This is a genomic window from Pseudonocardia tropica (assembly GCF_040105315.1).
Taxonomy (GTDB): domain Bacteria; phylum Actinomycetota; class Actinomycetes; order Mycobacteriales; family Pseudonocardiaceae; genus Pseudonocardia; species Pseudonocardia alni.
In genome coordinates this window covers 15,393-27,902 of record NZ_JBEDNP010000022.1, presented here as the reverse complement: position 1 = coordinate 27,902, position 12,510 = coordinate 15,393, and the positions used below count along the sequence as shown (strand labels likewise).

Below are 12,510 nucleotides of genomic sequence, written 5' to 3'. Positions count from 1 at the left end.
TCAGCGCGACTCGTCCTCGAAGATCAGGATCGTCCGCGTCGACACGACCGCCGGCAGCGCCTGCAGGCGTTCGAGCACGACGCTGCGCAGCGCGTCGTTGCCGGTGGTGCGCACCAGCAGCAGCACGTCGAAGTCCCCGCCGACCAGCGCCGTGTGCCGGACCTCGGGGATCGCGCGCAGCTGTTCGCGCAGCTCGCGCCAGCTGTTCTGGCGCACCGTCAGCGTCACGTACGCCGAGGTGTGCAGCCCCACCTTGTCCGGGTCGACGAGCGCGGTGAACCCGGTGACCACGCGATCGTCGACGAGCCGGGCGAGGCGGGCGTAGGCGTTCGCCCGCGAGATCGTCAGGCGCTCGGCCAGTGCGCGCCCGGTCAGCCTGCCGTCGCGCTGCAGTTCCGCGACCATCCGCCGGTCGATGTCGTCGAGCACCCATGCCCTCCGTTCGTCTCGCCGGACCCTGCCGGGCACCGGTGACCCGGACCACTCGTCCGGGCCGGTGCCGCGATGCGGGTCGATCGTCTCGTCATCTCCCCAGTGAGGGCCGATCGTACCGATCATGCGCCATTCTCGAGGCACTGTGTCCGCACGGAGGGAGTCATCGTGGACGACCGGCGCGAGACCGTCCGCCTGCTGGAGCCGGACGGCACCACCGTGCCCGGCGCGCAGCTCCCGCCGCCGGACCGGCTGCTCACCGGCTACCGCGGCCTGGTGCACGCCCGGCGGCTCAACGAGCAGGCCGGCGCGCTGGTCCGGCAGGGACGCCTGGCCGTGTACCCGTCCTCGCGCGGCCAGGAGGCCTGCCAGGTGGCCGCGGCGATGGTGCTCGCCGAGGGCGACTGGCTCTTCCCGACCTACCGCGACACCGCCGCGATCGTCGCCCGCGGCGTCGACCCGGTCGAGGCGCTCACGATGCTGCGCGGGGACCGGCACTGCGGCTACGACGTCGCCGCCCACCGCGTCGCCCCGCAGGCCACCCCGCTGGCGACGCAGCTGCTGCACGCCGTCGGCGTCGCCCACGCGGCGCGGCTCAAGGGCGAGCCCGACGCCGTCCTGGCGCTCTGCGGCGACGGCGCCACCAGCGAGGGCGACTTCCACGAGGCGCTGAACTTCGCCGCGGTCTTCCGCGCGCCGGTGGTGTTCCTCGTGCAGAACAACAAGTACGCGATCTCGGTGCCGCTGCACCGGCAGAGCGCCGCCGCCAGCCTCGCGGACAAGGCGGTCGGCTACGGCATGCCCGGAGTGCGGGTCGACGGCAACGACCTCCCCGCGCTGCTCACCGTGCTCGACGACGCCGTCGCACTGGCCCGCTCCGGTGGCGGCCCCACCCTGGTCGAGGCCGACACCTACCGCATGGAGGCCCACACCAACGCCGACGACGCGGGCCGCTACCGCGACGAGAGCGAGGTCGCCTCCTGGGCCGGCCGCGACCCGTTGGTGCGCCTGCGCACCCGGCTGCGCGCCGACCACCTGCTCGACGACGACGCCGAGCGCGCCCTCACCGACGACGCCGAGCGGATGGCCGCCGACCTGCGCACCGGCATCGCGGCCGAGTCCCCGGTGGACCCCGAGGACCTGTTCGCGCACGTCTACGCCCACCCCACCCCGCAGCTGCGCGAGCAGCGCGACCAGCTGCGCGCCGAGCTGGAGGTCACGCCGTGAACACCGGTCCCGTGAAGCTCACCATGGCGCAGTCGATCAACACGGCGCTGCGCGAGGCGATGGCCGCCGACCCGACCGTCGTCGTGTTCGGGGAGGACGTCGGCCCGCTCGGCGGGGTCTTCCGGGTCACCGACGGGCTCACCGCCGAGTTCGGCGAGCACCGCTGCTTCGACACCCCGCTCGCCGAGTCCGGCATCGTCGGCACCGCGGTGGGGATGGCGATGAACGGGCTGCGGCCCGTCGTCGAGATGCAGTTCGACGCGTTCGCCTACCCGGCGTTCGAGCAGATCGCCAGCCACGTCGCGAAGTTCGGCAACCGCACCTCGGGCCGGATGCGGCTGCCGATGGTCATCCGGGTGCCCTACGCCGGCGGGATCGGCGGCGTCGAGCACCACTGCGACTCCTCCGAGGCGTACTACGCCCACACCGCCGGGCTGACCGTGCTCGCCCCGGCCACGAACGCCGACGCCCACGGCCTGCTCCGCGCGGCGATCGAGTACCCGGACCCGGTGGTCTTCCTGGAGCCGAAGAAGCACTACTTCACCAAGGAGGAGGTGGACACGACCGTCCCGGTGCCGCCGATCGGACGTGCCGTCGTCCGCCGCCCCGGGGTCGACGCGACGCTCATCGCCTACGGCCCGACGGTCCCGGTCGCGCTCGCCGCCGCCGAGGAGGCCGCCCGCGAGGGCCGTGACCTGGGCGTGGTCGACCTGCGGTCGATCGTCCCGTTCGACGACGAGACCGTCTGCGCGCAGGTCCGCCGGACCGGGCGGGCGGTCGTCGTCGCGGAGGCCCCGGGGTTCGCCTCGGTCGCCTCGGAGATCGCCGCCCGGGTCTCCGAGCGGTGCTTCCACCACCTCGAGGCGCCGGTGCGCCGGGTGACCGGGTTCGACGTGCCCTACCCGCCGTCGAAGCTGGAGCAGCACCACCTGCCCGGGGTGGACCGGGTGCTCGACGCCGTCGACTCGCTCGGCTGGGAGGACGCGGCGTGAGCGCGCAGGTGTTCACCCTGCCCGACCTGGGGGAGGGGCTGACCGAGGCCGAGCTGGTCCGCTGGCTCGTGGCCGACGGGGACACCGTCGGCGTCGACCAGCCCGTGGTCGAGGTGGAGACGGCGAAGGCCGTGGTCGAGGTGCCGTCGCCGTACGCGGGCACGGTGCTGACCCGGCACGGCGCGGAGGGCGAGACGCTGCGGGTCGGGGAGCCGTTGGTGTCGGTCGGGGACGCCGCCGACCCCGCCGCCGCTTCCGCCGCCGGGGAAGCCGGATCGGGGAACGTCCTGATCGGGTACGGCACGTCCGGCGGGCACGAGGGGGCCCGCCGGCGTCGCCGGGCCGCGAAGCGCGCCGCCGCGCCCGCGCCCGCCATCGCGCCCGCGCCCGCCGCTTCGCCCGAGCCCGAGCCCGCTGCCGCGCCCGCGATCCTGGCGGCGTCCGTCGCCGACCGCGCGCCGGGGGAGCGTCGGCCGGTGCAGTCGCCGGTGGTGCGGCGGCTGGCCCGCGACCACGGCATCGACCTCGCGACGGTCGAGGGGACCGGGCCCGGCGGGATGGTGCTGCGTCACGACGTGGCGCTCGCCGCCGCCCGCGCCGCGGAGCCTGCCGCCGCCGAGCCCGCTGCCGCGCCGCCCGCTGCTGCGCCGCCTGCTGCTGCGCCGCCTGCTGCTGCGCCGCCCGCTGCGACGACCGCCACCGCGCCGGACCGCGACCCCCGCACCGGGCTCGCGGTGCGCGAGATCGTGCCGCTCCGCGGGGTCCGCCGCGCCGTCGCCGAGACCCTGACCCGCAGCCGCGCCGAGATCCCCGAGGCCACGACCTGGGTCGACGTCGACGCCACCGATCTGCTCGCCCTGCGCCCGCAGCTCACCGGCGCCGACGGTCGCCCGGTCGGGCTGCTCGCGATCCTGGCCCGGTTCGTCGTCGCCGGTCTCGCGCGGTTCCCCGAGCTCAACGCCCGGGTCGACACGCAGGCGGGGGAGATCGTGCACCTCGACGGGGTGCACCTCGGCATCGCCGCGCAGACCGACCGTGGCCTGGTCGTCCCCTCGGTGGCCGACGCCCACCGCCTCGGGATGCGCGGTCTCGACACCGAGATCCGCCGGCTCACCGCGGCCGCCCGGGACGGCTCGGTCACCGTCGCGGAGCTGACCCGCGGCTCGTTCACCCTGAACAACTACGGGGTGCTCGGCGTCGACGGCAGCGCCGCGATCATCAACCATCCCGAGGTCGCGATGCTGGGCGTCGGACGGGTGCTGCCGCGGCCGTGGGTCGTCGACGGCGCGGTCGTCCCGCGGTCGATCACCCAGCTGTCACTGGTGTTCGACCACCGCGTCTGCGACGGCGGCACCGCGGGCGGGTTCCTGCGGTTCGTCGCCGACGCCGTCGAGTCCCCGCTGTCCGCGCTGGCCGATCTGTGACGGCTGCGCGCCGCCGCGTGATCACCACCGGCTCGACGCGCTGCGGGACCCGCCGACATCGCTGCCGGTCGCATCGGCAGGGCGGACGGTGATCCGCCGGGATGATCACTCCCAGCGGCTTCCCTGATCGTGGTGTCGCGGGTCGCCGCAGCTCAGCGCGCCGGGACGACGGTCCAGGCCGGGGCCTTCGCCGGGCGGCCGTCCCCGGAGGACCGGCCCCGCAGGCGTCGTCCGACCCAGGGCAGGACGTGGGCGCGGTAGTAGGCGAGCCCCGCGGCCGGCCCGGTCGGCGGGGTCGTGGCGACGGTCGTCGCGGGCGTCGCGCCGCGCACCCCGAGTGCCTCCAGCACCAGCCCGGCGGCGCGCAGGTGTCCGGGCGTACCCAGGTGCAGGCGGTCGTCCGACCAGTAGCCGGGCCTGCGGATCTCGGCGTCGCCGAACACGTCGACGAAGGTGAGCCCGCGGGCGGTGGCGAGGGTGCGCACCGTCGCCGACAGCTCGGCGCCGCGGCGGTGGACGACCCGTCCCAACGGGAGGCGGTCCGACGGGTCGGCGCCGCTGAGCAGCACCAGCCTGACCCCCGCCGCCGCGCAGCGGTCGACGGCGCGGGCGGTCAGCGCGGCGAGCCCGTCGACGTCGGTGCGGGGGCGCAGCATGTCGTTCCCGCCACCGTTGAGCGTGATCAGCGTCGGTGCGGGGTCCAGCGCCAGCGCGGCGTCGAGCTGCGGCCCGACGACGTCGGCCAGCAGCCGGCCCCGCACGGCCAGGTTGGCGTAGTGCACCGGTTCGCCGGAGGCGCCGGCCAGCCCGGCGGCGACCCGGTCGGCCCAGCCGCGGGGGACCCCGGCCGCGTCCTCGTCGCCCACGCCCTCGGTGAAGCTGTCCCCGATCGCCACGTACCGCACGGGGTCAGCATCCGCGTCGCGATCGCCACGGCTCTGCCCGGGGGTGGTGACGGCTGTTACCCTCGACCCGTGCGCGGTCGGATCATCACCCGGCGCGCCGGCTGAAGCCAGGGAGCCGGCGCGTGGCACGTCGTGCCCGCCGGACCTGGCCGGATCCTGACGTTCGCCCTCGAACACCGGAGATCCGATGAACGCCCTCACCGCCGAGCGCACCAGCACCGACAGCGATCCCGCCGAGCACGGTCACGTCGTCTCGCTGCTGCTGACCGATGCCGACGACGGCCTGTACAAGGTCCTCACCATGCTGCGGTCCCGACGCTGGAAGGTCCGCTCGCTGCGGGTCGACATGTCCGGCGAGATCGGCCGGGTCGACCTCGTCGTCACCCGCGACGGCCGGGACGCCGACCTGTTGCTCGAGCAGCTGCGCCGGGTCGTCCCGGTGGTGCGCGCCGACCTGGGCTGAACCGGGTACCACGTCCCTGGTCGGGGACCCCGGGGCGGCTCAGCCGTCGACGGTGCATGTCGGTGTGACGTCGATGCGATGTGGGTGGCGTCTGCGAGCAGCATCGGGCCACCACGGGCGGACCGTGGTCCAGGTCGTCAGTCCGGTCCGCGGTAGGTGTGTCCGGTCGGGGTGGTGGTGACGACGGTCCCGTCGGGGGCTCGGGCGATGTGCCAGCCGGGTTGTTCGCGGACGTGGTTGTGGAACTCGCAGACTCCGCGTCCGTTGTCGAGTTCGGTGCGTCCGCCGTCGGCGTCGCGGTGGATGTGGTCGAGGTGGCGGACGGGTGCGTCGCAGTAGGGCTCGGTGCACCGGTTCTGCGCTCGGGCTTTGACGAGGGTGGCGAGCAGTCCGGTGAAGGTGCGTCTGCGGGAGTCGCCGCCGATGACCAGGCCGTTGCGGGTGATCAGCCTGCGCAGGGACTTCGTCCCTCCGCTGGTGGCGAGCAGGTCGGCCGGAACGGGACCGAAGCCGGGAATCTCCGCGGGGAGCGGGGACTGCGGGTCGAGCAGGGCCTGCACGGGCACGGTGACCTGCACGTCGAGGTTCACCGCGGTCGCGCATGCCTGTCCGGTCACCCGCTCCACGAGGGTGTCGGCGAGGACCTGCCCGCGGGTGCGGGTCAGCGGTTCCGGGTCGACCTGGACCTCGACGAACGCCTTCTGCAGCGCGGCCAGGCAGGCGGCGCCCTGTTCGACCGGGACGTAGGCGGTCAGGTAGCTCATCGCATCCGGTGCCGGGCGCAGGGTGACCCTTCGTTCGGTCTTGGCGGCGTGGACGCGGGCGCGGAAGCGGTCGGGGGCGATCTCGGCGACCAGACGGCGGGTCATCGCACGCAGCCGGCCGATGCCGTATCGGGTGAGGTCCCGGTTGGTGGCGAGGCGGGCGTCGACCTGCGCGCGTTGGGTGGTGTCGAGGTCGCGGCATTCGACGGCGATCGCGGAGACCTTGGCGGCGCTGAGCTCGCCAGCTCGGTGCAGGCCACGGATCCCGTCGAGCCCGGAATGCAGGTCGCGGGCGTTCGCCACCCGCGTGCGGGCCTCGATGGTGGAGACCCGGCAGGCGAGCTGGATCTGGGCGACCACGCTGCGGTGGAGCTTCTCGGGATCCAAGTCGGTCGAGCCGTTCTCCACGTGGCTGCGGGCAAAAGCCCGGATCCGGCTCGCCTGGAGGGCGGCGAGCGAGGCCTGAAGCGACTCGATCTCCTGGATCTGATCGACCAACTCCGACTCGGACAACGCGCAGGTGTCGGCGCTGAGGGCCTGTTCGACGAGGAACCGGAGCAGGGTGAGGTCACCGGAGGGAAACCCGCCGCCGTGCACGCCGGTGGCGTGGGCGGGTGGCTCCTTGGTCGCGGTCACACCACCCATAGTACTCGAACTGGCGTTCGAACACCAAGTTTTCGTTCACTATTGCGAATCCCTGACCTGCGGAGACGCCACCACACCTCGCGATCCGCGAACCCCGCCCTACCCCCGGGGTGTCAGCCGCGCGTTCGGCAGATCCGGCGCCGGCAACGTCGACTCCCAGGCGTCCGGGAACACCCCGAAGCGCCCGCCCTCCCGCCCCCCGGCGGCACGCTCGTCCTGCCACTGCTCCCGGAAGGCCGCGACCTCGTCGTGGGTGGAACCGACGAAGTTCCACCACATCACGATCTGCTCGCCCAACGGCTCCCCGCCGAGCAGCACCAGGCGCGCGCCGTCGTCGCCGGCGTGCAGGTCCAGGGTCGTACGGCCCGGCGGCAGGTAGGCGAGCTCGGCGGCCGCGGCCGCCGTCCCGCACACCCGCGCCGAACCGGTGTCGACCAGCACTCCGTGCTCGAAGCCGGCGTCGACGTCGAGCGTCACCGCCGCCCCGGCGGGCAGCACGACCTCGGCGCCCAGCAGCGGGGTGAACGTCTCCACCGGCGACGACGACCCGGCCAGCGAGCCGAGGAACACCCGCAGCGCGGCGTCCCCGGCCCGCACCCGGGGCGGCGCGTAGTGCTCGAAGCGCGGGGCGGTGTCCCGGTGCGCGGCGGGCAGCGCCAGCCACAGCTGCACCCCGTGCAGCACCTCGGTACCGGGCGTGGAGAACTCCGAGTGCGCGATGCCCGATCCCGCGGTCATCAGGTTCAGCTCGCCCGGGCGCACGACCGCGTGCGCGCCGGTGGTGTCGCGGTGCTCGACCTCCCCGGTGAACAGCCACGACACCGTCGCCAGCCCGGTGTGCGGATGCCCCGGCACGGCCATCCCGCCGGTGTCGGCGACCCGGTCCGGGCCGTAGTGGTCCAGGAAGCACCAGGCCCCGATCAGCGACCGGGTGCGACGGGGCAGCGTGCGGCGCACCGTCATCGCACGCGGCCCGCCCAACGGCACGTCGCGCGGGGTCACCAGCTCCGCGGCGGCGGTGTCGCCCCCGCAGACGACCTCCTCCGGCACGGTCTCGACGTTGCTCACCGCGCCCTCCGCCGGACGGTGGCGACGGCGTCGGGCGTCACCAGGTCGAGGATGTCGGCGTAGCCCTGGTGGGTCGACACCCAGCGCCGCACGTACGGGCAGACCGGCACGATCCGCTTCCCGGCGGCGCGGGTGTCGTCCAGCGCGAAGCGGACCAGGGTGCTCGCGAGCCCGCGCCCGGACAGCTCCGGGTCGACCTCGGTGTGGTGGAAGATCCGCTGCTCGTGGTCGTCGACGTACTCGGCCCGGCCGACCACGGTGCCGTCGAGCAGGATCTCGTAGCGGTGGTGGCCCGTGTCGTGGGTGACCACGGTGTCGTCGGTGTCGCCGGACATGTGCTCAGCCTCTCAGGACGCCCGGCGGCGCACCACGCGGCCGTCGGCGTCGCGCTCGGGGACGGGGTGCGCCGACAGGATCGAGACCCGGTTGAACGCGTTGATGGTGATCGCCGCCCACACCAGCACCGACACCTCGTCGTCGGTGAGGTCACCGCGGACGGCGGCGTAGGCGTCGTCGTCGAGGTGGGTCCCGGCGGTCCGGGTGACGGCCTCGGCGAGACCGAGTGCGGCGCGCTCGCGGTCGTCGTAGAGGGCGCTGTCGCGCCAGGCCGGGAGCAGCGCCATCCGCTGCGGGGTCAGCCCGGCCGCCAGCCCCGACCGCCAGTGCGTGTCCAGGCAGGTCTCGCAGCCGTTGATCTGGGAGACCCGCAGGTTCACCAGCTCCAGCAGGTCCCGGTCCACCCCGGCCGCGGCGGCGCGCTCGCGCACGACCGCGACGACGTCGGTCATCGCCCGGAACACCTCGGGGGTCTGCTTGTCGATCCACACCCGGCCCATGTCACCTCCGAACCCGTCACGCGGCGACGGTGTTCCGGGCGGGTGCCGTCTCGACGGTCACGACCACCGCCACCATCACCACCGCGGCGACGACCGGGGTGAACGGCGCGAACGCCGACAGCCCCAGCAGCCCCGCCAGCACGACGACGGCGGCGTTGCGCCCGGCGGCGAGCGTCGGGCGCAGCGCGAGCGCCCACACCCCGAGGACGAACAGCGCGACCGGCACGGTCAGGGTCGCCCCGGCCGCGGCGGCGGACAGCCCGGTCGCGGTGGTGTCGACGTCGACGGCCACCTCGATGCCCGCCGAGAACGCCCCGGCCGCGGCGAAGACGAGGTAGTGGCCGTAGCCGTGCACCAGCGCCCGTGGCATGGCCCGCAGGTGCTCGTGCTGGTCGCGGGCGAAGTAGACCCACCACATGCCCGCCGCCAGCACGAGCCCGCACGCCGAGAGCAGCAGCAGCGGGCCCAGGTGCTCGGCGGAGGACAGCGCGTCGACCACGGCCGTCGTCGAGGCCAGGACCGACTCGCCCAGCAGGATCAGGGTGAACAGGCTGTAGCGCTCGGCGATGTGGTGCGGGTGCCACGGCGTCGTCCGCGCCCGCTCGGCGACCACCGGGACCGCCAGCTCGGCCAGCGCCAGCACGACGAACCCCACCGGGTGCGGGTCCACGAGGACCCAGGCGATCCAGAGCAGCTGGACGACGACGATGCCGGCGGCGTAGCGCAGCGCCGTGACCCGCAGCTGCGGGTGCGAGCGTGCCGCCCGCAGCCACTGCGTGACCATCGCCAGGCGCATCACGACGTACCCGGCGACGACGACGCCGTAGCCGTCGCCCGCCATCGCCGCCGGGGTGCCCGCGGCCAGCACCAGCGCCCCGGCCATCTGCACCAGGGTGGTGACGCGGTAGAGCCAGTCGTCGACGTCGAAGGCCGAGGCGAACCAGGTGAAGTTCATCCAGGCCCACCAGATGCCGAAGAACACCAGCAGGTACGACCCGACCCCGGCGCCGACGTGCCCGCCGGACTCGGAGTGGTGCAGCGCCGCCGACGACAGCGACACCGCCACCACGAAGACCAGGTCGAAGAACAGCTCCAGCGGACTGGCCGCCCGGTGGGGCTCGTCCGGGTCGCGGGGGCGCATCGCGCGCAGGCCGAGGTTCACGCCGGCCATCGTTGCGCGCCGCACTACCCTTCGGCTGCGCCGACACGGGGAAGGACCCACCGATGACCACACCGGACACCCGGCCGCGGGTGCTGCGCCGGACGGGCGACTCCGAGGTCGCCCCGATCGAGCTGTTCTTCGACCTCGTCTACGTGTTCGCGATCGTCCAGGTCTCGCACACGCTGCTGTACCACCTGACCCCGGTCGGGGCGCTGGAGACGGCGGTGCTGTTCGCCGCGGTCTGGTGGCTGTGGAACTACTCGGCCTGGGCTATGAACTACCTGGACCCGGCGCGCCCGTCGGTCCGGATGCTCAACGCCGGGCTGATGCTGGCGGCGCTGGGGATGGCGCTGGCCCTGCCGGGCGCGTTCGGCGACTCCGGGCTGCTGTTCGCGCTGTGCTTCGCCGCCGCCCAGATCGGGCGCCCGCTGTTCCTCGTCGTGAGCGCGCGCGGGCACGTCATGGCCCGCAACTACCGCCACCTGCTGGTGTGGAGCACGGCCGCGTCGGTGCTGGTCGTCGTCGGCTCGTTCCTCCCGCCGGCGGCGCGGCTGGTCGTCTGGGCGCTGGCCGTCGCCGTCGACATGGCGGGTCCGCGGTGCGAGTTCCGGGTGCCGGGGCTCGGCCGCACCCCGATGGAGGAGTGGCCGACCGACGTGGAGCACCTCGCCGAGCGCAACCGGCTGGTGTTCATCATCGCGCTCGGCGAGTCGATCCTGATCATGGGCTTCACGCTGTCGGAGATGGAGGTCGTGACCCCCTACGCGGTGGTGATCACCCTGCTCGGCTTCGCCGGCCTGGTCGCACTGTGGTGGTCCTACTTCGCGCTCGCCGGGCACGGCACCCGGGCGAGCTCCGGTGACGGGTCGACCCGCGCGGCACGGGCCGCGTTCGCCTACGCGCACGGCCTGATGGTGGCCGGCGCGGTGCTGTTCGCGGTCGCGATCGACCTGCACCTCACGCACCCGGAGAACACCCCGTCGCTGGTGCTGACCTCGGTCGGCGGGCCGCTGCTCTACCTCGCGGGCAACAAGCTCTACCTGCAGGGCCGCACCGGGACGGTCGGGCGGTCGCGCTACGTCGCCGCCGCGGTGCTGGTCCTGGCCGCGGCGGTCGCGCTGGTCGCCGGGCACGCCCTGCCCGCGATCGTGATCGGGCTGGCCGTGGCCACCGAGCTGGCCGAGCGGCGCGCCTAGTCGTCCTCGACGGCGTCGCGCAGCGCGTTCTCCAGCACCTCGGTCAGCGCGGGGTGGATCCAGTACTGGACGTCGGCGAGACGTTGCGCATTCACGCCCAGCACCATCGCCTGCACCAGCTGCTGGACCATCGTCGACGCCTGCGGGCCGAGCAGGTGCGCCCCCAGCAGCGTGCCGTCCGGGGCCACGAGGACCTTGCAGAACCCGCGCTGCTCCTCCATCGCCCAGCCGAAGGCGACGTCCGCGTACTCGTGGAACCCGACGCGGAACTCCAGGCCCTCGTCGCGGCACTGCTGCTCGGTGCGCCCCACGGTGCCGATCTGCGGGGTGGTGAACACCGCGGCCGGCACGAACCCGTGGTCGACCTCGCGCAGCTCGTCGGGGTGGGCGAGGTTGTGCCCGACGACCTCGGCCTCGTGGTTCGCGACGTGCTTGACCGGGTGCGGGGTCGAGATGTCGCCCAGCGCCCACACCCCGTCGGCGGTGGTGCGGCCGTGGACGTCGACGACGACGCGGCCGGCGTCGTCGGTGTCGACCCCGGCGTGGTCCAGGTCGAGCCGGTCGGAGTTCGGCCGGCGCCCGGCCGCGACGAGCAGCCGGTCGGCCCGGACCTCGGTGCCGTCGTCGAGGTGCAGCCGCACGTCGCCCCCGCCGCCGGTGACCTTCTCCACCGTCCGGCCGGTGTGGACGGTGAAGCGCTCGCGGGCGGCGTCGGTGAACCGCTCCACGACGGTCTCGTCCATCCCGCCGAGCAGGGTGTCGGCGCTCTCGACGATCGTGACCTCGCAGCCCAGCCCGCCGAACACGTGCGCGAACTCGGCCGCGATGTAGCCGCCGCCGATGATCGCCAGATGGTCGGGCAGCTCGTCGATCCGCATGATCGTGTCCGAGGTGTGGAACGGGACACCCGAGTCCGCGACCGGCGGCGGGACCACCGGCCGCCCCCCGACGGCGAGCACGATCCGGTCCGCGGTGAACTCCGCGGTGCCGCCGTCGGCCAGGTCCACCGTCATCGCCCGCGGCCCGGTGAAGCGGGCCGTGCCGTCGTAGACGGTGCCGTGGTCGCGGCGGTAGTCGCGGCCCTCGTCGCCGATCGGGTCGAGCCGGGCGAAGACCCGGTCGCGGATGTCGCTCCAGCGGATCCGCTCGATCCGGGCGTCCACGCCGTAGGACGACGCCGCGCGCACGGTCTCGGCGACCTCGGCGGTGTAGGCGAGCATCTTGGTCGGGATGCAGCCGACGTTGAGGCAGGTCCCGCCGAACCGGGTCGCCTCGACGTGGGCGACGTCGAGACCGTCGAAGCGGTCGTCGACGATCATGTTCCCGGATCCGGTGCCGACGATTGCGAGATCGTGATGGGCCACCCGCCGAGCCTAGGAAGACCGGCGGCATCGCG

General features: G+C 74.1%; 13 protein-coding genes. 5 read left to right on the top strand and 8 right to left on the bottom strand.

All coding sequences use genetic code 11. The features are described from left to right. Positions 1 to 429: an Lrp/AsnC family transcriptional regulator gene (locus tag WHI96_RS24765; RefSeq protein ID WP_345643163.1), complete on the bottom strand. Its 429-nt coding sequence runs from the start codon at positions 427 to 429 to the stop codon at positions 1 to 3. Between the two features lie 171 nt (positions 430 to 600). Between WHI96_RS24765 and pdhA the strand changes: the two genes are divergently transcribed. The 3 genes from pdhA to WHI96_RS24750 are packed head-to-tail and all read left to right on the top strand — an operon-like array spanning position 601 to position 4,075. Further along, positions 601 to 1,659 carry a pyruvate dehydrogenase (acetyl-transferring) E1 component subunit alpha gene (gene pdhA, locus WHI96_RS24760; RefSeq protein WP_425571563.1) on the top strand — a complete coding sequence of 353 codons (1,059 nt, stop codon included), beginning with the start codon at positions 601 to 603 and terminating at the stop codon, positions 1,657 to 1,659. A 23-nt stretch (positions 1,660 to 1,682) separates the two neighbouring features. Continuing rightward, entirely contained in the window at positions 1,683 to 2,651 is a 969-nt protein-coding gene (locus WHI96_RS24755; RefSeq protein WP_345643221.1) for an alpha-ketoacid dehydrogenase subunit beta, read from the top strand. Further along, positions 2,648 to 4,075 (top strand): dihydrolipoamide acetyltransferase family protein, encoded by a 1,428-nt coding sequence (locus tag WHI96_RS24750; RefSeq protein ID WP_349302452.1) that lies wholly within the window; start codon positions 2,648 to 2,650, stop codon positions 4,073 to 4,075. The genes WHI96_RS24755 and WHI96_RS24750 overlap by 4 nt, the downstream gene beginning before the upstream one ends. 152 nt (positions 4,076 to 4,227) lie before the next feature. Here WHI96_RS24750 and WHI96_RS24745 read toward each other — a convergent pair whose 3' ends face one another. Next, entirely contained in the window at positions 4,228 to 4,980 is a 753-nt protein-coding gene (locus tag WHI96_RS24745; protein ID WP_226366482.1) for an SGNH/GDSL hydrolase family protein, read from the bottom strand. Positions 4,981 to 5,167: 187 nt separating this feature from the next. On the opposite strand from WHI96_RS24745, the gene WHI96_RS24740 reads away from it, so the two are divergent. Further along, complete coding sequence (locus WHI96_RS24740; RefSeq protein ID WP_226350651.1) at positions 5,168 to 5,443, top strand: ACT domain-containing protein; 276 nt, start codon at positions 5,168 to 5,170, stop codon at positions 5,441 to 5,443. Positions 5,444 to 5,580: 137 nt separating this feature from the next. Here WHI96_RS24740 and WHI96_RS24735 read toward each other — a convergent pair whose 3' ends face one another. From WHI96_RS24735 to WHI96_RS24715, 5 genes are all read right to left on the bottom strand, one after another. After that, positions 5,581 to 6,843: an HNH endonuclease gene (locus WHI96_RS24735; protein WP_349302451.1), complete on the bottom strand. Its 1,263-nt coding sequence runs from the start codon at positions 6,841 to 6,843 to the stop codon at positions 5,581 to 5,583. Between the two features lie 108 nt (positions 6,844 to 6,951). Continuing rightward, on the bottom strand, positions 6,952 to 7,920 hold the full coding sequence (locus WHI96_RS24730; protein WP_345651552.1) for a pirin family protein: 969 nt from the start codon (positions 7,918 to 7,920) through the stop codon (positions 6,952 to 6,954). Further along, a complete protein-coding gene (locus WHI96_RS24725; protein ID WP_179762151.1) occupies positions 7,917 to 8,255 on the bottom strand; it encodes a GNAT family N-acetyltransferase in 339 nt (112 codons plus the stop codon). The genes WHI96_RS24730 and WHI96_RS24725 overlap by 4 nt, the downstream gene beginning before the upstream one ends. 12 nt (positions 8,256 to 8,267) lie before the next feature. Beyond that, positions 8,268 to 8,756 carry a carboxymuconolactone decarboxylase family protein gene (locus tag WHI96_RS24720; RefSeq protein WP_100878385.1) on the bottom strand — a complete coding sequence of 163 codons (489 nt, stop codon included), beginning with the start codon at positions 8,754 to 8,756 and terminating at the stop codon, positions 8,268 to 8,270. 16 nt (positions 8,757 to 8,772) lie between these two features. Then, positions 8,773 to 9,927, bottom strand: a complete 1,155-nt coding sequence (locus tag WHI96_RS24715; RefSeq protein ID WP_345651548.1) for a low temperature requirement protein A — start codon at positions 9,925 to 9,927, stop codon at positions 8,773 to 8,775. 53 nt (positions 9,928 to 9,980) lie between these two features. Here WHI96_RS24715 and WHI96_RS24710 point away from each other — a divergent pair, with 53 nt between their 5' ends. Next, entirely contained in the window at positions 9,981 to 11,114 is a 1,134-nt protein-coding gene (locus WHI96_RS24710) for a low temperature requirement protein A (RefSeq protein WP_345651545.1), read from the top strand. Here WHI96_RS24710 and WHI96_RS24705 read toward each other — a convergent pair. Further along, the gene (locus WHI96_RS24705) at positions 11,111 to 12,478 is read right to left on the bottom strand and encodes a mycothione reductase (RefSeq protein WP_345651542.1); all 1,368 of its coding nucleotides are present in this window, start codon (positions 12,476 to 12,478) and stop codon (positions 11,111 to 11,113) included. The two genes, WHI96_RS24710 and WHI96_RS24705, sit on opposite strands and share 4 nt — an antisense overlap. Positions 12,479 to 12,510 lie beyond the last annotated feature (32 nt).

Coding starts and splice junctions, on each gene's coding strand:
- WHI96_RS24720 (WP_100878385.1), bottom strand. CDS start 8,756: ATGGGCCGGGTGTGGATCGACAAGCAGACCCCCGAGGTGTTCCGGGCG.
- WHI96_RS24715 (WP_345651548.1), bottom strand. CDS start 9,927: ATGGCCGGCGTGAACCTCGGCCTGCGCGCGATGCGCCCCCGCGACCCG.
- WHI96_RS24725 (WP_179762151.1), bottom strand. CDS start 8,255: ATGTCCGGCGACACCGACGACACCGTGGTCACCCACGACACGGGCCAC.
- WHI96_RS24755 (WP_345643221.1), top strand. CDS start 1,683: ATGGCGCAGTCGATCAACACGGCGCTGCGCGAGGCGATGGCCGCCGAC.
- WHI96_RS24740 (WP_226350651.1), top strand. CDS start 5,168: ATGAACGCCCTCACCGCCGAGCGCACCAGCACCGACAGCGATCCCGCC.
- WHI96_RS24710 (WP_345651545.1), top strand. CDS start 9,981: ATGACCACACCGGACACCCGGCCGCGGGTGCTGCGCCGGACGGGCGAC.